The sequence below is a fragment of the Aromatoleum buckelii genome (assembly GCF_012910785.2).
GTDB classification, from domain to species: domain Bacteria; phylum Pseudomonadota; class Gammaproteobacteria; order Burkholderiales; family Rhodocyclaceae; genus Aromatoleum; species Aromatoleum buckelii.
The window spans coordinates 549,458-576,321 of the sequence record NZ_WTVH02000010.1; the positions used below are offsets into that span (position 1 = coordinate 549,458).

The following is a 26,864-nucleotide window of genomic DNA, read 5'->3' on the forward strand; positions in this document are numbered from 1 at the left end:
CTGCGCGCTTCGCTTTTGCATGGAATGGCCGCCCGGTTGCCATCACAGCGTCAGCGGGACACGGACACGGTCTTGCGGTCCGTGTTTCCGGCAGCATCTAACGCGTCCACCACCACTGCATGCGGGCCGGCGGCAATCTTCCTCGTATTCCAGCGATAACTCAGGCTGTTCCCGGTGACGGTGCTGACGAGCGCGCCGTCGATATACAGGCGCATCGACGACACTCCGACATTATCGGAAGCATGGGCCTGTACCGTGATGTTGCCGCTAACCTTGCTGCCGTCGCCGGGGTTGCTGATCGTCGCCGCCGGAGCCACTGTGTCAGCAGTGTCCGAGGTGGCAGTGTTGGCCACCGTCACGTTGATGGCGCGCGACGCGTAATTGCCCGCCGCATCGTAGGCGCGCGCGGTAAGCGTGACGCCCCCGTCGGCGACCGTGGTGCTGTCCCAGCTGAAACCGTAAGGCGCGCTCGCGGTGCTGGCGAACTTGGCGCCATTCGCAAGCAGCTCGACGTGGCTAACGGCGACGTTGTCACTCGCCGCCACGTCGACGGTCACCAGATCTTGGACCGTTGCGCCGCCGGAGGGCGAAACGATGTTCACGGTCGGCGCTGCCGTATCCTTCGCCACGGCCGCAACAGCCGCCTGCACCGCAGCCGCGGCATTTATCCGGCCATGTCCGTAGTATTTATCGAAACCTGCGGTTCCCAAATCGACAGCGGTCTTGAAAAGATGTCCGGCGATATCGTCCGGCGAGAGCGAGGGGTTGGCCGCCATCATCAGCGCGACGACGCCGGCGGCAGCCGGACTCGCGAACGACGTCCCGCTTACGGACCCATACCCGCCGCCGTTCACCGTCGTATAGATGCTGGCTCCCGGGGCGGCGACGTCCACGTAGCCGCCGTAACTCGACCAACTCGCCTTGACATCCCTGCTCGTGGTGCCGGATACCGCAATCAGCGTGTCGCTCGGGGCAACGGCTTCCTCGGCACCGGAGTTTCCGGCGGAGGTGACCAATAAGCCACCTTTGCTCTTCAGGTATTGCCCGGCGTTCTGCACCGTCAACGACCCCCGAGCACCGCTGTAGCTGACGTTCGCCACTCGCGCGCCGTTGTCGGCCGCCCACGTCACGCCTTTTGCCATCGTGCTGTACGACGCGGTGCCGCTCGGGCTGCCGACCCGTCCGGGAAGAATCATCGCGCCACCCGCTACCGACGCGACTCCGAGGCTGTTGTTGCTCGCCGCCGCAGCGGTTCCGGCCACTTTCGTCCCGTGACCGCTGACATCGGCGGTGTTCGAGTTGCCATCATAGAAATTCCAGCCGGGCAGAAGCTTGCGGGCGAGATCGGGGTGACTGCCATCGACGCCCGAATCGAGGATGGCAATGGTGACTCGCTCCCCGGTGCTGGTGCTCCAGGCAGTCGGTGCGCCGATCTTCGGAAGGTGCCAGGCCTTCGAGTAGTAGGGATCGTTGGTACTGTCGTGCGGCACGATCATGTCCGGCTCGGCGAACTTCAAATGCTTGTTCTTGCTCAGCAGCGCGGCCACTGCTTTCTCGGACGCATTGGGCGGCAGCTGCACGATATGAACGTCGATCGCCTCGATGCGCTCGACGGATTTGCCGCCGTGAGCTTTGAGGATCTTCTCGAGGGCGGCTTCCGGCAAACCGGGGCGGGGCTGGACCAGGATTCGTCCGGGCACCCAGGCGGGAGTGTCGCTCGCCCCGTATGCCGCCATCGAGCCTCCCGAACCGGCAAGGGCCAGCGCGAGCACGAGGGAAACATTGCGGCGCTGCGGTGAAACCCGCCGGGACCGGTCGGGGCGGACGTTCCTGGGCGTATCGTTCATCTTCGATTCCTCTCGCGTTTCTCTGGGTCGATCCCTGGAACACGCGAGGAAATGCGGACAGCAGATGAACAGCACCCGTCCGAGAGGAGCGCGACTCCATCGCCTGGCAATCCCGCTGTCATGGGGCGACCCCTGTAGACCGGTGATTTTGCGTCCCCGCCTTTCGACGGGTTTGCCTTTTTCAGAGCTGCCGACAGCGCACTGCCAGCGCGGGAAATTTACGACACAAGTTGGGCAGAGTTCTTTTGACTTACATTTTGAAACAATATAAGCCGCTCGCGGGTGCGCTGCGGGACCGTTTGCCTGCGCCGCGGCACGCCATGTTGTGGTGCAGCATACCGGACGATGCACCGGAATGGTGTTCTCGGTGCGGCCACGGAACCGCCATTTTCTAATGTGACCTGCTCGATAAATACAATCAAAACAGTCTCTTGAAAGAGTCCCGCAAAGCTGGCACCGGTCTTGCGATAACTCGGTCGAGGCGTTGTCGCGCTCGGCGTCATCGCAGCACGCCAGGCAGCTCGACTGGATTCGCAAGGAGATACGGCATGAAGAAAGTGAAACTCGTGATGATCGGCAACGGCATGGCTGGCGTGCGCACGCTCGAGGAACTGCTCAGGCACGCGCCCGACCTGTACGACATCACCGTGTTCGGCGCCGAGCCGCACGGCAACTACAACCGCATTCTGCTGTCGCCGGTGCTTGCCGGCGAGATGACGCTGCCGGAGATCATGCTCAACGATCTCGACTGGTACCGCGACAACGGCATCACACTGCATGCCGGCAAGATGGTCACGAAGATCGACCGGGTGCGTCGGCGCGTGATTGCCAACGACGGCACCGAGGCGGAATACGACCGCCTGCTCATCGCCACCGGGTCGACCCCGTTCATCCCGCCGATTCCGGGCAAGGAGCTGCCGGGCGTGCTCGCGTACCGCGACATCGCCGACACCGAGGCGATGATCGCCGCGGCGGCGCGCTTCCGCCACGCGGTCGTCATCGGCGCCGGGCTGCTCGGCCTCGAAGCCGCGAACGGGCTGATGTTGCGCGGCATGGACGTGACCGTCGTGCATCTGGCGGGCTGGATCATGGAGCGCCAGCTCGACCGCGCCGCCGCCGACATGCTGCAGGCTTCGCTCGAAGCCAAAGGCATGAAGTTCCTGCTGTCGAAGACGACCGACGCACTCGTCGAGGGTGACGGTGGCAACGGCAACGGCGGCCGCGTCGCCGCGATCCGCTTCAAGGACGGCGGCGAGATACCGGCAGACCTCGTCGTCGTCGCCGCCGGCATCCGCCCGAACTGCGCGCTCGCCGAGTCCGCGGGTCTCTTCTGCGGGGACGGGCGCGTGCGCGGCATCGTCGTCTCCGACACGATGCAGACGATCACCGACCCGCGCATCTACGCGGTCGGTGAATGCGTCGCGCATCGCGGCGTCGCCTACGGCCTCGTCGCGCCGCTGTTCGAGCAGGGCAAGGTATGCGCGAACCACCTCGCAAACTTCGGCATCGGTCGTTACGAAGGCTCGGTAACTTCGACGAAGCTGAAAGTCACCGGCATCGACGTGTTCTCCGCAGGCGACTTTTCGGGAGGAACGCATACCGAAGAGATCGTGCTGCACGACAGGCAGGGCGGCGTCTACAAGCGCATCGTGATCCGCGACAACCGCATCGTCGGCTCGGTCCTGTACGGCGACACCGCCGACGGCGCGTGGTACTTCCAGCTGATGAAGGACGGCCAGGACATCGGCGCGATCCGCGACCACCTGATGTTCGGCCAGAACAACTTGGGCGACGCCGGCCACAAGGGCGAGAACAAGGCGGCGGCGATGCCCGATACTGCCGAAGTGTGCGGCTGCAACGGCGTGTGCAAGGGCACGATCGTCAAGGCAATCAAGGAGAAAGGCCTCTTCACCGTCGACGACGTCAAGAAGCACACGAAGGCCGCGTCCTCGTGCGGTTCGTGCACCGGGCTTGTCGAGCAGATCCTCGCCTCGACGATCGGCGGGGCCTACCAGGCGGTCAGCGTGCACGACAAGGCGGTGTGCGGTTGCACGGAGCTGTCGCACGGCGACGTCAGGAAAGCGATCCGCGACCACAAGCTGCTGTCGATCCCGGACGCGATGGACATGATGGCGTGGAAGACGCCGAACGGCTGTGCGACCTGCCGCCCGGCGCTGAACTACTACCTGATCTCGACGTGGCCGCACGAGGCGAAGGACGACCCGCAGAGCCGCTTCATCAACGAGCGTGCGCACGCGAACATCCAGAAAGATGGCACGTACTCGGTCGTGCCGCGGATGCTCGGGGGCCTGACGACGCCGGCCGAACTGCGCCGCATCGCCGACGTTGCCGAGAAGTACAACGTGCCGACCGTCAAAGTCACCGGCGGGCAGCGCATCGATCTGTTGGGCATCAGGAAGGAAGATCTGCCACACGTCTGGCAAGACCTCGGCATGCCGACCGGCCACGCGTACGGCAAGAGCATCCGCACGGTGAAGACCTGCGTCGGCGCCGAGCACTGCCGCTTCGGCACGCAGCGCTCGATGGCGATGGGCGTCGATCTCGAACGCATGCTGTTCGGCATGTGGAGCCCGCACAAGGTCAAGCTCGCGGTGTCGGGTTGCCCGAGGAACTGCGCCGAGGCCGGCATCAAGGACATCGGCGTCATCGGCGTCGATTCCGGCTGGGAGCTGTATGTCGCCGGCAACGGCGGCATCAAGACCGAAGTCGCGCAGTTCCTGTGCAAGGTCGCGACCCGCGAGGAAGTGCTCGAATATTCGGCGGCGTTCCTGCAGCTCTACCGCGAGGAAGGTTTCTACCTCGAGCGCACGGTGCATTACGTGCATCGCGTCGGCCTCGAGCACGTCAAGAAACGCGTTGTCGAGGACGCGGCGAACCGGAAGGCCCTGTACGAGCGCCTGCTGTACGCGGTGCAGGACTACAAGGATCCGTGGGCCGAGCGTTACGCGGCCGATGCGGCCCCGGCGCTGCGCGCGCAATTCGAAACCCTGGAAGCGTGAGAAAGACGATGAATGCCATGACCCTTCGCAAGACCGATACCGACGCGGATGCCGATGCCGGCTGGAAGACGATCTGCGTGCTCGACGACATTCCGGTGCTCGGTGCGCGCGTCGTCGCGTCCAAGCACGGCGACATCGCGATCTTTCGCACAGCCGACGACGAGGTCTTCGCGATGCATGACAAATGCCCGCACAAGAACGGTCCCCTGTCGCAGGGCATCGTGCATGGGCGTCAGGTCACGTGCCCGCTGCACGGCTGGAAGATTCAGCTCGACAGCGGCGAGGCCGCCGCGCCCGACGTCGGCTGCACGAAGCCGTTCGCCGTGAAGCTCGTCGACGGGCTGGTGCTGCTGAAAGCGTAAGCGCGCCGGGCAGGGCGGAAAGCGAAGCTTCGACGCAGTCTCCGTTTCGCCGCAGCCAGGAGCGCCGCGCTTTCCACCGAACCCTTTGATCGCACCACCGATTCCGGAGCCAACCCGATGGACAAGAAAGCTTTCCTCAAAGCCGGCCACCCGCCCACGCTGCTCGCAGCTTTCCTGTATTTCGACCTCGCGTTCATGGTGTGGGTCATCCTCGGCCCGCTCGGCGTGCAGATTGCCGCCGACCTCGGCCTCGACCACGCGCAAAAAGGCCTGATGGTCGCGCTCCCGGTGCTCGCGGGCGCGATCCTGCGGCTCTTCATGGGCGTGCTCGTCGACCACCTGAAGCCGAAGACGGCCGGCGCGATCGGTCAGGTCATCGTCATCGCCGCGCTCTTCGTCGCGTGGCAGTTCGGCATCCACAGTTTTGAGCAGACGCTCGTGCTCGGCGTCTTTCTCGGCGTTGCCGGCGCGTCGTTCGCGGTCGCGCTGCCGCTCGCGTCGCGCTGGTATCCGCCGGAGCATCAGGGCACGGCGCTCGGCATCGCCGGCGCCGGCAATTCCGGCACCGCGATCGCCGCGCTCGTCGCGCCGGGCCTCGCGATCGCGTATGGCTGGACGAACGTGTTCGGCCTCGCGCTGGTGCCCCTCGTGCTGGTGTTCGTGTTCTACCTCGTCGTCGCGAAGGATGCGCCCGAATGCCCGCCGGCGAAGCGGGTCGCAGAATATTTCAGGGTGCTGAAGGACAAGGATGCGTGGTGGTTCATGTTCTTCTACGCGGTCACTTTCGGCGGCTTCGTCGGGCTGGCGTCGTCGCTGACGATCTACTTCAATACGCAGTACGGCCTCGACGCGAAGATGGCCGGCTATTTCACCGCCGCGTGCGTGTTCGCCGGCTCGATGGTGCGTCCGATCGGCGGCATGGTCGCCGACCGCATCGGCGGCATCAAGAGTCTGTCGGTGATGTACGTGCTCGCGGCGCTGTTTCTCGGCATCGTCAGCGTTGGTTTGCCGGCGGCGTGGATGGCGCTGGCGGTGTTCGTCGCCGCGATGCTCGCGCTCGGGATGGGCAACGGCGCGGTGTTCCAGCTCGTGCCGCAGCGCTTTCGCAAGGAGATCGGCGTGATGACGGGGCTCGTCGGCATGGCCGGCGGCGTGGGCGGTTTCTATCTCGCGTCGTCGCTCGGCTACGCGAAACAGGCAACCGGCAGCTATCAATCCGGCTTCCTGATCTTCGCCGCGCTCGCGCTCGCGGCGCTGGTCGGGCTCACTGCGGTCAAGACGCGCTGGCGCACGACGTGGGGTGCGGCGCATCTGACATCGGCGAAGATCTGACGCGTTCGGGGAGAAGCGGCGTGGCGCGGATCATCGATGCGAGTTCGCGGTTCAGGGCGGCTCCCGTGCCGCCGGGGAACGCGGCGGTCCCCGTCCCCGCGTCGTCGTCGCCTCGTGCTGCAGCGAAATCACTCGAAGTCACGCTCGGCCACGCCTCGCAGCAGGGGCTGCGGCCCGGCAACGAGGACTTCGTCGGCGCGGTGACGCCCGACGGCGCGCCGCTCGCCGCCAAGGGGCTGCTGCTCGCGATCGCCGATGGTGTCGGCGGCCACGCGCGCGGCCGGGAGGCGGCCGAATATTCGGTACGCGGGCTCCTCGCCGACTATTTCTCGACGCCCGACACGTGGAGCGTCGAGAAATCGCTCGACGCCGTGATCGGCGCGCTGAACCGCTGGCTGCTCGCCCAGTCGGCGAAGTCGCGCGAGTACGCCGGCATGGCGACGACGCTGACCGCGTTCGTGCTGCGCGGGCGCCGTTACCACGTCGCGCACGTCGGCGATTCGCGCGCGTACCTGCTGCGCGAGGGTGAGCTGTGCCGCCTGACCGAAGACCACACCTGGGAACACCCCGAGCTCAGCAACGTGCTGCGTCGCGCGGTCGGACTCGATGCGCAGCTCGCCGTCGACTATGACGACGGCGAGCTGGCCGCCGGCGATCGTTTCGTGCTTGTCACCGACGGTGTGTGGGGCACGCTCGGCGACGGCGGCATCATCGAGATCCTCAAGCGCCACCCGGGCGCCGAAGACGCGGCCGACGTGCTGACGCTCGAAGCCTTGGCGCGCGGCGCGACCGACAACTGCACCGCGCTGGTCGCGAACGTCGAGGCGGTGCCGCGGGACACGCTGCGCGACCGGTACGCCAGCGCGCGCCACCTGCCGCTGCCACCGCGGCTGAAGGCGGGCGACGTGCTCGACGACTTGCGGGTAGAGGAACTGCTGCACGAATCGCGCGTGACGCTGCTGTACCGCGTCACGCGTCTCGCGACCGATGAGGCGCTGGTGTTGAAGACCTTGCGCCCCGACGCGGCCGACGACGAGGCGGGGGGCGCGTTGCTGCGCGAGGAATGGCTCGCGCGACGCGTCCCGTCGCAAAGCTTCCCCGCGGTCGCGGAAGCCGACGCGCGCAGCGCGCTGTATTACCTGATGAGCTGGCACGAAGGCGAGACGCTCAAAGCGAAGCTCGCGCGCGGCCACCGCTTCGCGCCGCACGAGCTCGTCGCGATCGGTGGGCCGCTGCTGCGCGCGGTCGGCAGCCTGCACCGGCTCGGCATCGTGCACCGTGACGTCAAGCCCGACAACGTCCATATCGACCGGCAAGGCCAGCTTCGCCTGCTCGACCTCGGCGTCGCCGCGTCGGACGCCGAAGACCTGCGCGAAATCAACAATCCCGGCACGCCGTCGTACATGGCGCCGGAACTCTTCAGCGGCGGGACGGCGAACGAGTCGTCGGACCTCTACGCGTGCGGCGTGACGCTGTACGAACTCTTGACGCGCAAGTACCCGTACGGCGAGGTCGAGCCGTTCCAGCGGCCGCGCTTTGGCGAGCCGGTGCCGCCGACGCGCTACCGCCCGGACACGCCGGGATGGCTCGAAGCGGTGCTGCTGAAAGCCTGCGCGCGCGACGCAAAGGACCGCTTCGAGACTGCCGAAGAGTTCGTGCTCGCGCTCGAACGCAGCGCCCACCGCCCGCTCGCCACGCAGCGCCGCATGCCCCTCATCGCGCGCAACCCGGCGCTCGCAGTCAAGCTCCTCGCCGCCGCGTCGCTGCTGCTGAACCTGATCCTGTTGTTCCTGCTCAGTCGGCGCTAGACCGATGATGAGCCTCTCCCGCGGAGCCCCCGATGAAAACGAAAGCCACTTGTCCCTACTGCGGCGTCGGCTGCGGCGTGCTGATCGAACATGACGATCGCCGCATCACCGGCGTCGCCGGCGACCCCGAACATCCGGCGAACTTCGGGCGCCTGTGCACGAAAGGAGCGACGCTGCACCTCTCCGCGCGGCCCGAAACACGGCTGCTGCATCCGGAGCTGCGCGCCGCCCGCGGGGTGCCGCGCCAACGTGTCAGCTGGGACGTCGCGCTCGCGGCCGCCGCCGACCGTTTTGCCGCCGCGATCAACGAGCATGGCCCGGAGTCGGCCGCGTTCTACATTTCCGGGCAGCTCCTGACCGAGGATTACTACGTCTTCAACAAGCTCGTGAAAGGGCTGATCGGCACGAACAACATCGACTCGAACTCGCGGTTGTGCATGTCGAGCGCCGTCGCGGCGTACAAGCAGACGCTGGGCGCCGATGCGCCGCCCTGTTCGTACGAGGACTTCGCGCACACCGACTGCCTTCTGATCGCCGGCGCGAACCCGTCGTACGCGCATCCGGTCGCGTTCCGCCGCATCGAGGACGCGAAGGCCGCGCACCCCGGCATGAAGATCATCGTCGTCGATCCGCGCCGCACCGACACCGCCGCGGCCGCCGACCTGCACCTGCCCGTGCTGCCCGGCACCGACATCTGGCTCTACAACGCGATGCTCCACGTGCTGCTGTGGGAAGGACATGTCGACCAGGCGTTCGTGCGCGAGCACACGACCGGGTTCGACGCGCTGCGCGACCACGTCCGCGACGTCACGCCGGCGATCGCCGCCGAAGTCTGCGGGCTCGGCCGGCGCGGCGCCGACGACATCGTCACTGCCGCGCGCTGGTGGGGCGAGGCGAACGCTGCGATGTCGCTATGGTGTCAGGGGCTGAACCAGTCGACGCACGGCACGCACAACGGCACTGCGCTGATCGCGCTGTCGCTCGCGACCGGTAAGATCGGTCGTTCCGGCTGCGGCCCGTTCTCGCTGACCGGCCAGCCGAACGCGATGGGCGGGCGCGAAGTTGGCGGCATCGCGAACCTGATGTCCGGCCACCGCGACCTCGCGAACCCCGAGCATCGCGCCGAAGTCGCGCGGCTGTGGGGCGTCGACAGCGTGCCTTCGACGCCGGGGCTGACGGCGATCGAACTCTTCGACGCGGCGCACGACGGCAAGATCAAGGCGCTGTGGATCGCCTGCACGAACCCCGCGCAGTCGCTGCCCGAGCAGGAGCGGGTGCGCGAAGCGCTCTCGCGCTGCGACTTCGTCGTGCTGCAGGAGGCCTACTGCAACACCGAGACCGCGCCGTTCGCGGATCTGCTGCTGCCTGCCGCGACGTGGGGCGAGAAGGAAGGCACGGTGACGAACTCGGAGCGGCGCATCACGCACGTTCATCGCGCCTTGACGCCGCCGGGCGAAGCGAGGGCCGACGGGCGCATCGTCTGCGATTTCGCGCGCGAACTCGGGCCGCGGCTCGGCAAGGACGCGGCGCGACTCTTCCCGTACGCGTCGCCGGCGGAAATCTTCGCCGAGCACGCCGCCTCGACGCGCGGCCGCGATCTCGACATCGGCGGGCTGTCGTACGCGCTGCTGGATGCGGCCGGCCCGCAGCAGTGGCCCTTCCCGGAAGGCGCCGACGTCGCCGACGCGGCGAGCCGCTCACGCCTTTACGCCGACGGCCGCTTCGCGACGACAGACGGCCGGGCGCATTTCGTCGTGCCGACCGAGCGGCTCACCGCCGAGCGCGCCGACGCGCGCTATCCGCTGCACCTGACGACCGGCCGCCTGCGCGACCAGTGGCACGGCATGAGCCGCAGCGGCAAGGTCGCGCGGCTGTACAACCACGTCGACGAGGCCCGCATCGAGATGCACGCCGACGACCTCGCGCTGCGCGGGCTCAAGAGCGGCGATCTGGTGCACGTCAGGAGCCGCCGCGGCGACGTCGTGCTGCGCGCCGAAGCCTCCGCCGAAATCCGCTCCGGCCAGGCGTTCATCGCGATGCACTGGGGCGGCAATAGCCTGAACTCGGCCGGTGCGAACGCGCTGACGCTGCGCGACGTCGACCCCTACTCGAAGCAGCCCGAGCTCAAGCATGCGGCGGTGCAGGTCGAGAAGGCGGTGCTGCCCTTCCAGGCGCTGATCATGCGCGGCGAGCCCGGTGCGGCCGGCGACGAGGAGGGGAACGGGAACGAGGACGCCGCGCCGATCGATATCCCTGGCAAGGTCCCCGCGGGCGGCGTCACGGCCAACGCTGCCGGCCTCGCGCTGGAACGCGCGGCGGCGCTCGCGCCGTGGCTCGAACGCTTCAGTTACGCGTCGCTGGCGCTCGCCGGCCGCGACCATCCTGCGGTCGTGCTGCGCATCGCGCACCACCAGCCGATCCCGCCCGAGTGGCTCGCCGAGCTCGATGCGTTGCTCGGGCTCGACGACGAGCATTGCCTCGCGTATAGCGACACGCGGCGCGGCGTGACGAAGCGCGCGCGCATCGACAACGGACTCCTCGTCGGTCTGCGCCTCACCGGCGAGACCGCGGCGGCCGGCTGGCTGCGCGACGTGCTCGTCGAGCGCCGGCCGACCACGGACCTGCGCCGCTGGATTCTCGCGCCGTTGGCGAACCCGCCGGAGGCGGCGAAGAGCCGCGGCCGTATCGTCTGCACGTGCCTGAACGTGGCGGAAAGCGACATTGCCGCAGCGATCGCGGGCGGCGACGGCTTCGGCGTGCTGCAGGCGAAACTCAAATGCGGCACGAGCTGCGGCTCGTGCATACCGGAGATCAAGCGCCTTGTCGCCGCCGGACGCAGCGTGGCGTAAACGGGCATGGGTCGTGCCGGCCGAAGGCGCCGGGTTTTTTCCCCCCCGTGCCGAGCGACATGCTCGGTCGAGACCCGGCACGAACAGGATGCGGTGATCGGAGTTCATGCATCCCTTTTCAGGATGCAGGCCAGCGCCCGCATCGCTGTTGCCTTCGCCGGCAGGGCTGGTTACGCGCGGGCGGAGCGCGGCGCGCGACGGCGCAGCGAGTACGCGGCCAGGCCCGTGAGCAGCAGCGCGAACGTTCCCGGTTCCGGGATCTGGAGGGCGGCGAACAGCGCATCTGCCAACGCGCGGTGTCCGGCAGTCGTCGGGTGGGTGTAGTCCCAGAAGAGATGACGGTCGGCTTCGGCCTCGCTGCACAGCAGCTCGTATTGCGGCTGGCCGTCCGGCGCGATGCCGATCTCGCGCTGACACCAGTGCTGCGCGTCCGCAAGGCCATAGGCGGCAGGATTCATGACTACATCGTTGAGCAGCGCGAACGTGTCGAAAGCCCGGATGTCGAGGTGGTCGAGGCTGTCGAGCAACGCGGCGAGGGCAGTGTTGAACCCGAGGCTCGCAGCGGTTGCCTCCTCGTTTCGCGCAATCGCGCCGTTCCCGGTGGTCGCCGGCACGAGCCCCAGATCTGGGATGTTGGGAATGAGGAAATGGTTCACCCCTTCGAGCGCGAGCGCCTCGACGGCCATGCCAATCCGGCCGATCGCGGCCTCGATCGTCGCGGCGGGTGGCGCACCGGTGAAAATATCCTGAACATCATTCGATCCGACGAACAGGACGTAGAGCGCGTCGGGGTCCGCGCCGCCCGGAGCGGCGACGTATTGCTCAACTTGCTCGATGAAACTGAGCGAGAACGGCAGGATCACTGAACCGGTCCCGGCGCCGCCATAAGCGTAGTTCGTCCCGCCGAGCAGCGACGGCTGCAGGTCGAAACCAAGTCGGCTCGCGAAGAGTTCCGAATATACCGGACCATTCGAGAAGCGCCCGGAAGCGGGGTAGCCGATCGGGTCGGGGACGATAGGAAAACTCGAATCGTCCGCATGGATCGCGCTGCTGAGAAGGAAGTCGTTGCCGGTGTCCGACAGGCTGTCGCCGAAGAAATAGACATTGCTGAAAGGTGCCGCGAGCGCCGTGACGGGAAGCAGCGTGAGCAAAACCATGGACCTGACAGTGCTGAACATACGCATGAAGCCCTCGCCGCGTGGTCGATGAAGAGTGGTTCGAGAGGCAGCAAGGGGCATTCCTGCGGCATGCAAACCGCTGTTTAAACGGGAACAACTTGAGGCCCTTCGATCGCGTGCAAGCAGGCTGTAAAATTTTTCGACACTTTCCTCCGGACAGGGATCGATATGCGGATTCGATAAAACACGATGCTCGAAGGCGATTGGCCGCTCGACCCCCTGCGGGCTACCGTCAGGAGATGATTGCGTGACGTTGACGTCAACGTCACAATACCGCCCGGCGATCTTCACGAATCGCCGGATCCGAATCATTCCGCCAGCAGCGGACTGTTCCCCCGCTTCTGCGCCATTTGGCGGTGCAGGACGTGGCAGCCAGGGACGGTGAGCCGGCGTATAACACGCGTCGCGGACGGGCGTCCGGGGCGTGGCACATGGGAAAGGAGAGCACATGACTGCAGTTGCCGAGTTTCTGAAAGCCCGCGACTTCCTGCTGGCCAACCGGACCGACTACGCTACCGCGTACGCCGGCTTCCAGTGGCCGCAACTGACCGAGTTCAACTGGGCGCTGGACTACTTCGACACGATGGCGCAGGGCAACGACAAGCCCGCGCTGTGGATCGTCGAGGAAGACGGCCGCGAGGCGAAGCTGTCGTTCGCCGAGATGTCGGCGCGCTCGAACCGCGTCGCGAACTGGCTGCGCGCGCAGGGCGTCGCGCGTGGCGACCGCATCCTGATCATGCTCGGCAACGAAGTGCCGCTGTGGGAAACGATGCTGGCGGCGATCAAGCTCGGCGCGGTCGTGATCCCGGCGACCACCTTGCTGACGCCCGAAGATCTGCTCGATCGCCTCGACCGCGGCCAAGTCAGGCATGTCGTCATCGGCAAGGCCCACACCGACAAGTTCGCGGAACTTCCGGGCGACTACACCCGCATCAGCGTCGGCGGTGCGACTGGCGGTTGGCTCTCGTTCGAGGACGCATACGCAGCGTCGCCCGAATTCACCCCCGAAGGCGTGACCCGCGTCACCGATCCGCTGCTGCTGTATTTCACGTCCGGCACGACGTCGAAGCCGAAGCTCGTCGAGCACAGCCACCAGTCCTACCCGGTCGGCCATCTGTCGACGATGTACTGGATCGGCCTGCAGCCGGGCGACCGCCACATGAACATCAGCTCGCCGGGCTGGGCGAAGCACGCGTGGAGCTGTTTCTTCGCGCCGTGGAACGCCGGCGCATGCGTGTTCCTGTACAACTACAACCGCTTCAACGCGCGCGCGCTGCTCGACGTGCTGGTGAAATACGAGATCACGACGATGTGCGCACCCCCGACAGTGTGGCGCATGCTGATCCAGCAGGACCTCGCGTCGGTGAAAACGAACCTGCGCGAGCTGATCGGCGCCGGCGAGCCGCTCAACCCGGAAGTCATCGACCAGGTGAAGAAGGCGTGGGGCATCACGATCCGCGACGGCTTCGGCCAGACCGAAACGACGGCGCAGATCGGCAACACGCCGGGGCAGGTGCTCAAGCCCGGTTCGATGGGCCGGCCGTTGCCCGGCTACACGATCGCGCTGCTCGACGCCGACGACAAGCCGGCCGAAGAGGGCGAAGTGTCGCTGGTGCTTGCGAAGCGCCCCGTCGGGCTGATGCTCGGCTACGCCGGGGACGCCGAGAAGACCAGCGAAGTTATGCGCAACGGTCACTACCACACCGGGGACGTCGCGAGCATCGATGCCGACGGCTACATCACCTACGTCGGTCGGGCCGATGACGTGTTCAAGGCGTCGGACTACCGCATCAGCCCGTTCGAGCTCGAATCGGTGCTGATCGAGCACCCGGCGGTTGCCGAAGCCGCGGTCGTGCCGAGCCCGGACCCGCTGCGCCTCGCAGTGCCGAAAGCCTACGTGATCCTCGCGCCCGGCTTCGAGGCCGGCAAGGAGCTTGCGAAGGACATCTTCGCCTTCACGCGCGACAAGCTCGCACCGTACAAGCGCATTCGCCGCATCGAGTTCTCGGACCTGCCGAAGACCATCTCGGGCAAGATCCGGCGCGTCGAGCTGCGCAGGAGCGAACAGGGCAAGGACGCCTCGACCGTGCGCGGGCCGCTGGAGTTCTTCGAAGAGGACTTCCCGGAGCTGAAGGGCTGATCCCAAGAGACCCGTTCTCCCTGAGCCTGTGGCAGGGCTTCGACAGGCTCTGCCCGAACGGTGTCGCAACAGTTGCGCACCGCATCACCGGAGCGGCCCGGCCGCTGCAAAGCTGGTACAATTGCGGTCGTGGCGGGTCTCCCCGCATTGCAGCGCGGTGAACCTGGTCAGGGCCGGAAGGCAGCAGCCACAGCCGTTCCCTGCAAGTGCCGGGGGTCAGGCTCGCCACCCCGGACAATCGCGCGAAGGGCGTCTTCCCACGAAGACGCCCTTCGGCATTTTCGGACCGCCGGCTCCCGTTTCCTCTCGGTGCGCGCTGTGGCGGTGCGGGCGATGGCGCCGCGGGACGGAGGCTGCTCTGCTAGAATCCCGCCATGAGCTATCAGGTTCTCGCCCGCAAGTGGCGCCCGAAGAATTTCGCGACGCTGATCGGCCAGGAACACGTCGTCCGTGCGCTCAGCCATGCGCTCGCTACCGGCCGGCTGCACCACGCGTGGCTGTTCACCGGTACGCGCGGCGTCGGCAAGACGACCATTTCGCGCATTCTCGCCAAAGCGCTGAACTGCGAGACCGGCGTTACGCCCGAACCCTGCGGCACCTGCGCGGCCTGCCGCGCGATCGACGCGGACCGTTTTCCCGACTACGTCGAGATGGACGCGGCCTCGAACCGCGGCGTCGAGGACATGGCGGCGCTGCTCGACAAGGCGGTCTATGCGCCAGTGCAGGGGCGTTACAAGGTCTACATGATCGACGAAGTCCACATGCTGACCGGGCATGCGTTCAACGCGATGCTGAAGACGCTCGAAGAACCTCCCGAACACGTCAAGTTCATCCTCGCGACGACGGATCCGCAGAAAATCCCGGTGACCGTGCTCTCCCGCTGCCTGCAGTTCAACCTCAAGCAGATGCCGCCGGGGCACATCATCGACCATCTCGGCGGCATTCTCGAGGCCGAGGGCGTGCCCTTCGAGGCCCACGCGCTGCGCCACCTTGCCAAGGCGGCAAACGGCTCGATGCGGGATGCACTGTCGCTGCTCGACCAAGCGATCGCGCACGGTTCGGGGCGCGTCGAGGAAGAGCAGGTCTCGCACATGCTCGGTACGGTCGGCGATGACCATCTGTACGCAGTGCTCGACGCGCTGGCCGCGGGCGACGTCGCCGGGATGCTCGCCGTGGCCGACCGCATGGAGGCGCGCAGTCTGTCGTTCGACGCGGCGTTGCAGGCGCTCGCCTCGCTGCTGCACCGCATCGCGCTCGCGCAGTTCGCCCCGGCAGCGATCGCCGACGAGACGGAACGCCAACGTCTCGCGCCGTATTCCGAAGCCTTCGACGCCGAGTTCCTGCAGCTCGCCTATCAGATCGCGATCCACGGGCGCGACGAACTGTCGCTGGCGCCGGACGACTATGCAGGCTTCACGATGAGCCTGTTGCGCCTGCACGCGTTTCGCCCCGAGCAGCCGTTGGCCCTCGGCAGTCCCGACGATGCGGCCGGCGGAGGGGGCCGGGCGGGCGCGTGTCATCCCCGTCCCCCATCCGGGTGCGAGCCTCGCAGCACGGGCGACGGCACCGGCGGCGCCACGCGACACGGCGCCGGCGGCAAGACCACCGGTGGCAAGGGTGCTCCCAGCGGAGCAGCCCCGACGCGAACGCGCGATGGCCGAAGTCGGGACAGGTTTGTCGACGCCTGGCCCTGCGGGGGCAGTCGCCGAAAGTCCGATCGAACCGTCGAACTCCGTTCCGCCGTGGGAGGATCTGCCGCCGGAAGCGTTTGCCGGTGAAGGCTCCGTGTCGCAACCTGTCTCGTCGGCTTCGCCGGCCCTCCTGCGCTCAGGCAACACTGAGGTCGAGCGGCCCGCGCCGGCAAGAAGCGCGACGGCGGCAGCCGGAAGTGCTGTTGCGTGCGTCGAGCGGCCGGAAGCCAGGGCTGCGCCTTTGGGCACAACGGTGACCGAAATCGCATCGGCCTTCGCTGCCGGCGAATGGCATGCGATCCTGCGCGCGCTCGGCCTCGGCGGGATGATGCGGGAACTCGCGCAGCACTGCGAATGGACCGGATTTGCCGACGGCGTGCTGAACCTCCGGCTGTCCGAAACCCATCGCCATTTGCTGGGCATGAATCCGGGACTCCTCGACCGCCTGCAGGACGCGCTCGCGACGCAGTATGGCGGTCCGCTGCGGCTCAGGATCGAGACCGGCGCGATCGCCGGCGAAACCCCGGCGCAACGCGACCAGGCGGAAAAACGGGCGCGGCACGTCGAGGCTGTGGCGGCGTTGGAGAGCGACCCTTTCGTGCGTGAACTGATCGAACGATTCGACGCGTCCCTCGTGGAAGCGTCGGTAAGACCACTTTGAATTTCTCTTGCGGAGAATCTGGCGATGATGAAAGGCGGAATTGCCGGGCTGATGAAACAGGCCCAGCAGATGCAGGAAAACATGAAGAAGATGCAGGACCAGTTGGCCTCGGTCGAAGTCGAGGGGCAGTCGGGCGCCGGGATGGTCAAGGTGTTGATGACCTGCAAGTACGACGTGCGCCGCGTGACGATCGACGACTCGGTGATGGACGACAAGGAAATGCTCGAGGATCTCCTCGCGGCCGCTGTCAATGACGCGGTGCGCCGCGTGGAAACGACGACGCAGGAGAAAATGGCGGGCTTCACGTCCGGCCTCAACCTGCCGCCCGGGATGAAGCTGCCGTTCTGAATGTCCCCTTCCAGTCTCGACGAACTGATCGACGCGTTGCGCGGCCTGCCCGGGGTCGGGCCGAAGTCTGCGCAGCGCATGGCCTACCATCTTTTGCAGCGCGACCAGCGCGGCGCCGAACGCCTTGCCCGGGCGCTCGGCAATGCGCTCGCGGTGCTGCGTCATTGCGAACGCTGCAACACCTTCACCGAAACCGAGATCTGCCAGCGCTGCGCGAGCCCCCAGCGCGACGCGTCGCTGCTATGCGTCGTCGAAATGCCGGCCGACCTCGCGGTGATCGAGCAGACCCATGCGTACAACGGGCTGTATTACGTGCTCATGGGCCGTCTGTCGCCGCTCGATGGCATCGGTCCGCGCGAACTCAAGCTCGACAAGCTGCTCGCCCGGGTCGCCGACAACACCGTGCAGGAAGTGATCCTCGCGACGAACTTCACGAATGAAGGCGAGGCGACGGCCCACATCGTCGCGGAACTGCTCGCCGCGCGCGGCGTCAAGGTCAGCCGTCTCTCGCGGGGCGTGCCGGTGGGCGGCGAACTCGAACACACCGACACCGGCACGATCGCGCAGGCGCTCGTCGAGAGGCGCCCGCTCTGACCCCCGGCAGCATGCTGCTGCGCCGCACAAAACACCTCGTTGCAGCTGCGTTCCGGGCGCCCGCGCGGAATGCTAAATCCATGATCCGAATACACCTTTGAGCTTTATGCTTTTTATGTTGCGGCCAGTTTGATAGAATCCGGCAGTTTTTTTGTATCCGGAAATGGCTTTTTTTCAGGGATGATGTCATGAGCGTGGATCAGAAGATGGACAGTGGCCGGCGACAACTGCTTGTCGCAACGTCGGCGGTCGGCGGCGTTGCAGTGGTCGCGACGGCGGTGCCGTTCGTTGCCAGCTTGACGCCGTCGGAACGTGCCAAGGCGGCAGGCGCCCCGGTCGAAGCGGATATCGGCAAGCTCGCGCCAGGCGAGATGATGACTGTGGAGTGGCGCGGCAAGCCAGTGTGGATCCTGCGGCGTACGCCCGAAATGCTCGCGTCGCTGGAAAAGACCGAGCCGCTGGTGAGCGATCCGGCTTCGGAAAAGCCGATGCAGCCGGAATACGCGCAAAACAAGCACCGTTCGATCAACCCCGAATATCTCGTCGCGGTCGGCATCTGCACCCACCTGGGCTGTTCGCCGAGCGACAAGTTCAAGGTCGGTGCCGAGAGCGGCGTCGGGCCCGACTGGCCGGGCGGCTTCCTGTGCCCCTGCCACGGCTCCCTGTTCGACCTTGCCGGGCGCGTTTATCGCAGCATGCCGGCGCCGGACAATCTCGAGATTCCGCCCTACAAGTTCCTCGCGGATACGCGGATTCTCATCGGTGACGACGGAAAGGCCTAAGCGATGACTACAAAATCACAAGAACTGATGCACTGGATCGACGCGCGCTTCCCGCTCACGTCGACCTGGAAGGCGCACCTGTCGGAATATTACGCGCCGAAGAACTTCAATTTCTGGTACTTCTTCGGGTCGCTCGCGCTGCTGGTGCTGGTGATCCAGATCGTGACCGGCATCTTCCTGGTCATGCACTACAAGCCCGATGCTTCGGTGAACGCGTCCGGCATCCCCGTCGCCTTCGCCAGCGTCGAATACATCATGCGCGAAGTGCCGGGCGGCTGGCTGATCCGCTACCTGCACTCGACCGGCGCGTCGGCGTTCTTCGTCGTCGTCTACCTGCACATGTTCCGCGGGCTGCTGTACGGCTCGTACCGCAAGCCCCGCGAGCTGATCTGGGTCTTCGGCACGCTGATCTTCCTTGCGCTGATGGCCGAAGCATTCATGGGCTACCTGTTGCCGTGGGGGCAGATGTCGTTCTGGGGTGCGCAGGTGATCGTGAACCTGTTTTCCGCGATCCCTGTGATCGGGCCGGACCTGTCGCTGGTCATTCGCGGTGACTACGTGGTGTCCGACGCGACGCTGAACCGCTTCTTCTCGTTCCACGTGATCGCCGTGCCGCTGGTGCTGATCGGCCTGGTGCTGGCGCACATCGTCGCGCTGCACGAAGTGGGCTCGAACAACCCGGACGGGGTCGAGATCAAGAAGAAGAAGGACGCCAACGGCATCCCGCTCGACGGCATCCCGTTCCACCCGTACTACACCGTGAAGGACATCATGGGCGTAGTCGGTTTCCTGATCGTGTTCTCGGCAATCCTGTTCTTTGCGCCCGAGGGTGGCGGCTACTTCCTCGAGTACAACAACTTCATCCCCGCCGACCCGCTGAAGACGCCGCCGCATATCGCGCCGGTGTGGTACTTCACGCCGTTCTACTCGATCCTGCGCGCGGTGACGTACCCGCTGTTCGGCGTCGATGCGAAGTTCTGGGGCGTCGTCGCGATGGGCGCGTCGGTCGTGATCATCGCCTTCCTGCCGTGGCTGGACCGCAGCCCGGTGAAGTCGATCCGCTACAAGGGCGGGCTGTTCAAGGCCATCCTGGCGGTGTTCCTGGTCGCGTTCTTCATCCTCGGCTACCTCGGCGTGCTGCCCCCGACCCCGGGTCGTACCCTGGTCGCCCAGATCTGCTCGGTGCTGTACTTCGCGTTCTTCCTGTTGATGCCGTGGTACAGCAAACTCGACAAGTGCAAACCCGAACCGGAAAGGGTGACGTTCAAATGAGCATTCGTGTGATCAAGACTCTCAAGCGCCTGGCCGCCATCGTGCTGTTCGCGCCGGCTCTCGCGTTGTCCGCCGGGGCGGAACTGCATCTGGACAAGGCGCCGGTCAGCTCCGACCCGGCCGCACTGCAGAATGGCGCCAAGGTGTTCGTCAACTACTGCCTGAACTGCCACAGCGCGAGCTTCGCGCGTTACAACACGCTGCAGCAGATCGGTCTCGATGAGCAGCAGATCCGCGACAACCTGATGTTCACCGGCGAACGCGTCGGCGACCTGATGAAGATCGCGATGCGCCCGGCCGAATCGAAGGTGTGGTTCGGGGTGACCCCGCCCGACCTGACGCTGATCGCGCGCCAGCGCGCATCCGAGTTCGGCAGCGGCGCCGACTGGCTGTACACTTATCTGCGTCAGTTCTACCGCGATCCGGCGCGCCCGACAGGCTGGAACAACGTGGTATTCGGCAACGTCGGCATGCCGCACGCGCTGTGGGAACTGCAGGGCCAACAGGTCGCGAAGGTCACCGAGCACGAGGACGGCACGAAATCGGTCGCCCTTGAACTTGCGACGCCGGGCAGGATGAGCGTCGAGGAATATGACAAGACGGTTGCCGACTTGGTCTCCTTCCTCGTCTGGATGGGGGAGCCGATGGCCGACAAACGCAAGACGATCGGGATGTACGTATTGATCTTCCTGGCGGGGCTGTTCGTGCTCTCCTATGCTTTGAAGAAAAATTACTGGAAGGATATTCACTGAGAACCCGCCGGACCTGATCCGCGCACTCATTGAATTTGACGCACCACGCGGTCATCGCGTGGTGCGCTTTGCTTTTGTATCAGGAGCTGCAACAACATGATGAACCTGTATTCCGGCACAACCGATCCGTTCAGTCACCGCTGCCGGATCGTGCTCTTCGAAAAGGGAATGGACTTCGAGGTCATCGATGTCGACCTCTACAACAAGCCCGAAGACATCGCCATCATCAACCCGTACAACCGGGTGCCGGTGCTGGTCGATCGCGACCTCGTCCTGTACGAGGCGAACATCATCAACGAGTACATCGACGAGCGCTTCCCGCATCCGCAGCTGATGCCGCCCGACCCGATCTTGCGCGCGCGTGCCCGCCAGTTGCTGCACACGTTCGAGCAGGAACTGTTCTCGCACATCGACGTGCTCGAGAAGAACCAGAAGGGCGTCGAAAAGAGCCGCGCCCACGTGCGTGACCAACTCGTTCAACTCGCACCGATCTTCGTCAAGCAGAAGTTCATGCTAGGCGACGAGTTCTCGATGCTCGACGTCGCGATCGCCCCCTTGCTGTGGCGTCTCGAGCATTACGGCATCGAACTGCCGAAGGCCGCTGCGAACCTCATGAAATACGCCGAACGCATTTTCAGCCGGCAGGGTTTCATCGACGCCCTGACCCCGTCCGAAAAGGTGATGCGGCGCTGAACGCCGAGGCCCCGTGTGAGGGGCGCTACCGACCATGACAAACATATCTACCAAACCCTACCTGCTCCGCGCCATTTTCGAATGGTGCGTCGACCAGGGCTTCACGCCCCATATCGCGGTGCTCGTCGACGAGCGTACCGTGGTCCCGGCGGGCTATGCGCAAGACGGGCAGATCGTGCTCAACCTGGGTTCCGAAGCGACGCAGCAACTGGTCATGGGCAACGACCTGATCACTTTCCAGGCGCGTTTCGGCGGCGTCGCCCACGCGCTGTCGGTCCCGGTGTCCAACGTCCTTGCAATCTACGCGCGGGAGAACGGGCACGGCATGGCGTTCGAGCCTGAGGCGGCGGTCGAGGCATCGGGTGTCCCGGGCGAGGAGCTCGGCGGACAGCAGGACGAGAACAATTCTGTCGCCACGCCGCCTGTGGAAAAGCGTCCGACAGCGCCCCGCAACCATCTGAAGATCGTCAAGTAACCGGCTGCCGCACAGCCCGGGGGCGTTCCGGTGTATTGGGGCCGGGGCCGAATCGGGAATGTCTTACCGGTCTGGGTTCGCCCGCAGGCGGTAGCGTGACTGCGAGGTTGGGAAGGCCCTCGGTCAGCGGGGCGAACGCTACCGTGCGCAGGTCAGGTTTTGTTTCCCAGGAACGGGAAGTTGGGCACCGGCGCCGGACGGCCCGACATCAGGGCGGCGAGGCAGCTGGCAGAGCCGCAGGCAAGCGTCCATCCCAATGTCCCGTGGCCGGTGTTGTACCAAAGGTTGGGCACGCGGCTGCGCCCGATCAGCGGGACGTTGCCGGGCGTGGCGGGGCGCAACCCCGCCCACAGCTGCGCCGCGGCGGTGTCGGTGGCGCCGGGAAAACGCGCCTCCAGCCAGTCGAGGATGGCCTGGCAGCGGGTCAGGTTGATGCCGGTGTTGTAGCCGTTCAATTCGGCCGTCCCTGCGACGCGCAACCGGTCGCCGAGGCGCGAGCAGACGATGCGGCGCGACTCATCGGTGAGGCTCACGCTGGGCGCGCGTTGCGCGTCGCGGAGCGGGACGGTCACCGAATATCCTTTCACCGGGTAGATCGGCAGGTGCTCGCCAAGCGGGGCGACCAGCGAGCGACTGTAGCTGCCGAGACACAGCACGTAGGCCGCGGCGGTAAGCCCGCCGTTGCGCCCGTCGGCGTCGTGGACTTCGATGCCGTCGATGCGCCCGCCGCTGTGGTCGATGCGGGTGATGGTGGTGTTGTAATGGAAGCGCACGCCCGCCTGCGCCGCCCGCTCGGCAAGCGCCTGGGTGAAACCGAACGCGTCCCCCGACTCGTCGTTCGGGGCATACAGGCCGCCCGCAAGCTCTCCGGCCGTGCCGGCGAGCGCAGGCTCGATCGCGAGGCATTCGTCGCGGCTGCACGGGCGGGCCGGGATGCCGTAGGTCGCGAGTTCCGCAGCCTTGGGGCCGACGCGCGCGAACTCCTGTGGCGTAAAGAACAGATGCAGGATGCCGCGCTCGAGGTGATCGTAGGCGAGGCCGGTTTCCGCGCGCAGCGCGCGCAGGCGTTCGCCGCTATGCACGGCCAGACTGGCAATGGCCGCGGTGTTGCGTCGCGCCCGGTGCGGCAGGCATTCACGCAGGAACGCGAGCGTCCAGGCCCATTGGGCGGGATCGGCGTGGGGGCGGAACAGCAGCGGGGCGTCCTCGCGGCCGAACCAGCGCAGGGCGTTGAGCGGCGCCGCCGGGTTCGCCCAAGGTTCAGGGTGGCTGATCGAGATCTGGCCGCCGTTGGCGTAGCTGGTTTCAAGGGCGGCCTCGGGTTGGCGGTCCACCACGCTTACTTCGAAGCCCGCTTTGGCGAGATACCAGGCGGTGGTGACGCCAGTGACACCGGCGCCGAGAACCAGAACGTGCATAGTCAGGGAGTGGATTGAACGGAAACAGTTTTTGAGCCGCGCCGGACCGGACGTCCCCGATGCCCACGTGGCGCAGTACGAGGCGGTGCGGACATGCAGGGGCAGCGATCGCGCAAGGATCATAACCGCGTTCGCGTACGGTGGTGCGCTCGATCGCCTTCCGCGGGATAATCCGCGCCGCAAGCTTGCGAAACAAACTGAAGTCTGGCCCGGCTGGACCAACAAGGAGTCAATTCATGCGACGCGTCACGCTAACCCAATTCCTGATCGAGCAGCAGCGCGCCGGCCGCACTAGCCCCGACCTGCGACTGCTGATCGAAGTCGTCGCCCGGGCGGTGAAGGCGATCGCCGTCAATGTCTCGAAAGGAGCGCTTGCCGATCTGCTCGGCGAGGCGGGCACCGACAACATCCAGGGCGAGGCGCAAAAGAAGCTCGACGTGATCGCGAACGAGATCCTGCTGCAGGCCAACGAATGGGGCGGGCACCTCGCGGCGATGGCGTCCGAAGAGGTCGAGGAAGTGCATCAGATTCCGTTCGACTACCCGAAGGGCGGCTACCTGCTGCTGTTCGATCCGCTCGACGGTTCGTCGAACATCGACGTCAATATCTCGGTCGGCACGATCTTCTCGGTGCTGCGCTTCCCCGAAGGGATCAAGGAGCCCACCGAAGAGTGCTTCCTGCAGCCCGGTCGCGAGCAGGTCGCCGCGGGGTACGCGCTGTACGGCCCCTCGACCCTGCTGATCCTCACGGTCGGCAACGGCGTGCATGGTTTCACGCTGGATCGCGAGATGGGCAGTTTCGTCTACACCCACCCGTTTATGACGGTGCCGGTGGATACCCAGGAATATGCGATCAACGCATCGAACGCGCGCCACTGGGAGTCGCCGGTGCAGCGCTATGTCGGCGAGTTGCAGCAGGGCAGGACGGGGCCGCGCGGCAAGGATTTCAACATGCGCTGGGTCGCCTCGATGGTCGCCGATGTGCATCGCGTCCTCACGCGCGGCGGCATTTTCATGTATCCGCTGGACGAGAAGTGTCGTGACCAGGGCGGCAAGCTGCGCCTCATGTACGAGGCGAATCCGATGGCGATGATCGTCGAGCAGGCCGGCGGCTCGGCGACGACGGGGCGCCAGCGGATTCTCGACGTGCAGCCGGAAAAGCTGCACCAGCGCGTGCCGGTAATCCTCGGTTCGACCCATGAAGTGGAGCGCGTGACCGCCTATCATCTCGAAAGTTGAGCGGCGGATCCGGGAATGGGGGCGGGCCGGACCGCGGGGTGGGCACCGGCCGCAGCCGGAAGGCGCAGCAAGATCCGGAAACTGCCGACCCCGTACCTCTGCCGTAGAATCCTGGCATGACAGCTTTACGGACTCATGCGTGGCTGCGGCTGCGGCTCATCACGCTGTGCCTCGGGCTTTCGTCCGGCACCGTGTTCGCTCAGGCCTTGCTGCAGGTCGAACTCGACGCCCCCGACAGCGTGCGGCCGCTGCTCGAGCGCCATCTGCGCATCCTCGATCCCGACGGGCAGGTCTTGCCGGAGGTGCAGGCCGACCGCGTCGCGCTGGCCCGGCGCACGCGGCGCGAAGCAGCGGAACTGCTGGCGACCGAAGGGTATTTCACGCCCGAGATCCGCTTGCAGCGCGAGCCGGACGGCCGGTGGCGGCTGTCGGTCGAGCCCGGTCCGCGGGCGAGCATCGCAGGTGTCGAGCTGCTGTTCGACGGTGATCTGGCCGGCGACGACGAGGCGCGCGCGGCCCGTCGCGCTGCGCTGCGCCGGGCCTGGCCTCTCGAGCCGGGAGAACCTTTTCGCCAGAGCGCCTGGGACGATGCGAAAGCGCGCCTCCTCGACGGGGTTGCGATGCGCGATTACGCGGCGGCGCGCATTGTCGACAGCCGGGCCGAAGTCGATCCGGACAACGCGACCGTGCAGCTTTCGGTGACAGTCGACTCCGGGCCGCGCTTTTTCCTCGGCCCACTAGAGGTGTCGGGCCTGCAGGATCTTCCGCCCGATTTCGTCGAACGTTTCAACATGCTGGAGGCTGGCGAACCGTTCGATCAGGAGCGCCTCCTTTTGCTGCAGGCGGCCCTGCAGAATTCCCCGCAGTTTGCCTCGGTGACCGTCGATATCGAGCGCGATCCGGCGCTTGCCGCCGCCGTGCCGATCCGCGTCCAGGTCACCGAAGCGCAGTCCCGATATCTCGGTTTCGGCGTCGGCTATTCGACCAATACCGGTTTTCGCACCGAGATGAGCTGGCGCGACGTGAATTTCCTCGACCGCGGCTGGGAGCTGGCCACCGGAGTGCGCCTCGAGCAGCGCCGAAACGCTGCGTACGCAGATGTTTTCCTGCCGCCCGCGCGAGCCGGTCACCGGGACAGCTTTGGTGGCGCGATCGAGCGCAGCACTGTCGAGGGACTGACGCTGACGACCCAGGCAGTGGGCGTGGCGCGCACCAGGACACGGGGCAACATCGACACACGACTCGCGCTGCGGCTGCAGCACGAACAACGCGAGCCGGACGGCGCACCATCGACGAGCCGCAACTCGCTGACGGCGAACTGGACGTGGATCCGGCGGCGCGTCGACGACCTCCTCGATCCGCGGCGAGGCGACGTGCTGCAGTTCGATATCGGCGGCGGCGCGAAGGCGCTACTGTCCGACCAGGATTTCCTCCGGCTTTACGGCCGCTACGTGTGCTACCTGCCTTTTGTCGAACGCGACGTGCTGATCCTGCGCGTCGAAGGCGGAGCGACGCTGGCGCCGAGTCGCGACGGCGTACCGCACGATTTCCTGTTCCGCACCGGTGGCACGCAAACGGTGCGCGGCTACGCGTTCGAGAGCCTGGGCGTCAGAGAGGGCGATGCGACAGTCGGCGGGCGTTACCTCGCGACGCTGAGCGCGGAATATGTCCGCTGGTTCCTGCCGCAGTGGGGAGCGGCGGCGTTCGTCGATGCGGGCGATGCTGCCGACAGTCGCGACGCCTTCGCGCTCAAGACCGGCTACGGCGTCGGCGCGCGCTGGAAAAGTCCTGCCGGCCCGCTCGCCGTCGATCTCGCGTACGGCCACGAGGAAAAGCGGCTGCGCCTGCATTTCGGCATCGCGATCGCGTTCTGAACACCGTCGTCGGCCTGAACCGTGGCAACAGGAGCAGGTATTTCCGGCGGGATATCGGCAGATTTTTCAGTTGCTCGACAAGGCCGTCACGGCTTGCCGGTCAGACCGCCCGGATTGCGCGTGATCCTGTCCGGCTGGATGTCGTTCGCCTCGCGGCTGCTGTCGTCGCGGCCCGCGGCGCGGCGTTCGCCGGTGCCGGAGGCATCGGTGTCGCTGTCGAGATCGGTGTCGCCGATGTCCGCGCCTGCGCCACGACCATGATCCATGTCCGACGTCGTGCCGCTGTCCGTCGCGATGCCCGCGTCGTCAACCAGGCCGGGCGCGCCGGCGATGTCGCTGCCGCTGTCGGAACTGTCGCTCGGGCCCAGGTCGGCGGTGCTGTGACCGGGCGGTACGCTGGGTGTCTCGTCGCCACCGAGAATGCTGCTTTTGGCCATGTCTGCTCTCCTTTTCGAGGGAGTAAAGGGCGCAGCATTCGGCGTGCCTGCCTGCGGTGGCAGGAAAACACTTTCCGCGCTCTTGAAATCGGC

Annotated in this window: 19 protein-coding genes, 1 other RNA gene, 1 pseudogene and 1 riboswitch; of the genes and pseudogenes, 17 read left to right on the top strand and 4 right to left on the bottom strand. The window is 66.3% G+C overall.

The features are described 5' to 3' along the window. Nucleotides 1–50: 50 nt before the first annotated feature. On the bottom strand, nucleotides 51–1,847 hold the full coding sequence (locus GO608_RS13300; RefSeq protein ID WP_169198119.1) for a S8 family serine peptidase: 1,797 nt from the start codon (nucleotides 1,845–1,847) through the stop codon (nucleotides 51–53). 102 nt (nucleotides 1,848–1,949) lie between these two features. Next, nucleotides 1,950–2,034, bottom strand: a riboswitch (cyclic di-GMP riboswitch). 361 nt (nucleotides 2,035–2,395) lie between these two features. Here GO608_RS13300 and nirB point away from each other — a divergent pair. From nirB to GO608_RS13325, 5 genes are all read left to right on the top strand, one after another. Then, nucleotides 2,396–4,867 carry a nitrite reductase large subunit NirB gene (gene nirB, locus GO608_RS13305; RefSeq protein ID WP_169198120.1) on the top strand — a complete coding sequence of 824 codons (2,472 nt, stop codon included), beginning with the start codon at nucleotides 2,396–2,398 and terminating at the stop codon, nucleotides 4,865–4,867. Between the two features lie 17 nt (nucleotides 4,868–4,884). After that, nucleotides 4,885–5,229, top strand: a complete 345-nt coding sequence (nirD, locus tag GO608_RS13310; RefSeq protein ID WP_169198132.1) for a nitrite reductase small subunit NirD — start codon at nucleotides 4,885–4,887, stop codon at nucleotides 5,227–5,229. Nucleotides 5,230–5,346: 117 nt separating this feature from the next. Next, on the top strand, nucleotides 5,347–6,561 hold the full coding sequence (locus tag GO608_RS13315) for a nitrate/nitrite transporter (protein ID WP_169198121.1): 1,215 nt from the start codon (nucleotides 5,347–5,349) through the stop codon (nucleotides 6,559–6,561). Nucleotides 6,562–6,581: 20 nt separating this feature from the next. After that, entirely contained in the window at nucleotides 6,582–8,369 is a 1,788-nt protein-coding gene (locus GO608_RS13320; RefSeq protein WP_247003126.1) for a bifunctional protein-serine/threonine kinase/phosphatase, read from the top strand. A gap of 32 nt (nucleotides 8,370–8,401) precedes the next feature. Then, a complete protein-coding gene (locus GO608_RS13325; RefSeq protein ID WP_169198122.1) occupies nucleotides 8,402–11,218 on the top strand; it encodes a nitrate reductase in 2,817 nt (938 codons plus the stop codon). Nucleotides 11,219–11,388: 170 nt separating this feature from the next. On the opposite strand, the gene GO608_RS13330 is transcribed toward GO608_RS13325, so the two are convergent. Next, nucleotides 11,389–12,687 carry an SGNH/GDSL hydrolase family protein gene (locus GO608_RS13330; RefSeq protein WP_169198123.1) on the bottom strand — a complete coding sequence of 433 codons (1,299 nt, stop codon included), beginning with the start codon at nucleotides 12,685–12,687 and terminating at the stop codon, nucleotides 11,389–11,391. A 157-nt stretch (nucleotides 12,688–12,844) separates the two neighbouring features. On the opposite strand from GO608_RS13330, the gene GO608_RS13335 reads away from it, so the two are divergent. From GO608_RS13335 to GO608_RS13385, 10 genes and pseudogenes are all read left to right on the top strand, one after another. Further along, on the top strand, nucleotides 12,845–14,536 hold the full coding sequence (locus GO608_RS13335; RefSeq protein WP_169198124.1) for an AMP-binding protein: 1,692 nt from the start codon (nucleotides 12,845–12,847) through the stop codon (nucleotides 14,534–14,536). 131 nt (nucleotides 14,537–14,667) lie between these two features. Then, an RNA gene (gene ffs / locus GO608_RS13340) (signal recognition particle sRNA small type) lies at nucleotides 14,668–14,766 on the top strand. Nucleotides 14,767–14,910: 144 nt separating this feature from the next. Continuing rightward, a pseudogene (dnaX, locus tag GO608_RS13345) lies at nucleotides 14,911–16,888 on the top strand (DNA polymerase III subunit gamma/tau). A gap of 24 nt (nucleotides 16,889–16,912) precedes the next feature. Beyond that, nucleotides 16,913–17,236, top strand: coding sequence for a YbaB/EbfC family nucleoid-associated protein (locus GO608_RS13355; RefSeq protein WP_011236490.1), 324 nt, complete (start codon nucleotides 16,913–16,915; stop codon nucleotides 17,234–17,236). Next, a complete protein-coding gene (recR, locus tag GO608_RS13360; RefSeq protein WP_169200525.1) occupies nucleotides 17,237–17,830 on the top strand; it encodes a recombination mediator RecR in 594 nt (197 codons plus the stop codon). A gap of 188 nt (nucleotides 17,831–18,018) precedes the next feature. Continuing rightward, the gene (petA, locus tag GO608_RS13365) at nucleotides 18,019–18,612 is read left to right on the top strand and encodes a ubiquinol-cytochrome c reductase iron-sulfur subunit (protein WP_169200526.1); all 594 of its coding nucleotides are present in this window, start codon (nucleotides 18,019–18,021) and stop codon (nucleotides 18,610–18,612) included. 3 nt (nucleotides 18,613–18,615) lie between these two features. Next, nucleotides 18,616–19,884 carry a cytochrome b gene (locus GO608_RS13370; RefSeq protein ID WP_169200527.1) on the top strand — a complete coding sequence of 423 codons (1,269 nt, stop codon included), beginning with the start codon at nucleotides 18,616–18,618 and terminating at the stop codon, nucleotides 19,882–19,884. After that, nucleotides 19,881–20,636, top strand: coding sequence for a cytochrome c1 (locus GO608_RS13375; RefSeq protein WP_169118181.1), 756 nt, complete (start codon nucleotides 19,881–19,883; stop codon nucleotides 20,634–20,636). Before GO608_RS13370 ends, GO608_RS13375 begins: the two co-directional genes overlap by 4 nt. Before the next feature lie 96 nt (nucleotides 20,637–20,732). After that, the gene (locus GO608_RS13380) at nucleotides 20,733–21,329 is read left to right on the top strand and encodes a glutathione S-transferase N-terminal domain-containing protein (protein ID WP_169118182.1); all 597 of its coding nucleotides are present in this window, start codon (nucleotides 20,733–20,735) and stop codon (nucleotides 21,327–21,329) included. Nucleotides 21,330–21,363: 34 nt separating this feature from the next. After that, complete coding sequence (locus GO608_RS13385; RefSeq protein ID WP_169200528.1) at nucleotides 21,364–21,804, top strand: ClpXP protease specificity-enhancing factor; 441 nt, start codon at nucleotides 21,364–21,366, stop codon at nucleotides 21,802–21,804. Nucleotides 21,805–21,956: 152 nt separating this feature from the next. Here GO608_RS13385 and GO608_RS13390 read toward each other — a convergent pair whose 3' ends face one another. Next, nucleotides 21,957–23,222, bottom strand: a complete 1,266-nt coding sequence (locus GO608_RS13390; protein ID WP_169200529.1) for a D-amino acid dehydrogenase — start codon at nucleotides 23,220–23,222, stop codon at nucleotides 21,957–21,959. A gap of 236 nt (nucleotides 23,223–23,458) precedes the next feature. Here GO608_RS13390 and GO608_RS13395 point away from each other — a divergent pair, with 236 nt between their 5' ends. Both GO608_RS13395 and GO608_RS13400 read left to right on the top strand, forming a co-directional pair. Further along, nucleotides 23,459–24,460: a class 1 fructose-bisphosphatase gene (locus tag GO608_RS13395; RefSeq protein WP_169200530.1), complete on the top strand. Its 1,002-nt coding sequence runs from the start codon at nucleotides 23,459–23,461 to the stop codon at nucleotides 24,458–24,460. 116 nt (nucleotides 24,461–24,576) lie between these two features. Then, the gene (locus GO608_RS13400) at nucleotides 24,577–26,334 is read left to right on the top strand and encodes an autotransporter assembly complex protein TamA (RefSeq protein WP_169198008.1); all 1,758 of its coding nucleotides are present in this window, start codon (nucleotides 24,577–24,579) and stop codon (nucleotides 26,332–26,334) included. 86 nt (nucleotides 26,335–26,420) lie between these two features. Here the strand turns inward: GO608_RS13400 and GO608_RS13405 are convergent, their stop codons facing one another. Then, complete coding sequence (locus GO608_RS13405; protein ID WP_169198007.1) at nucleotides 26,421–26,771, bottom strand: hypothetical protein; 351 nt, start codon at nucleotides 26,769–26,771, stop codon at nucleotides 26,421–26,423. Between the last annotated feature and the right edge of the window lie 93 nt (nucleotides 26,772–26,864).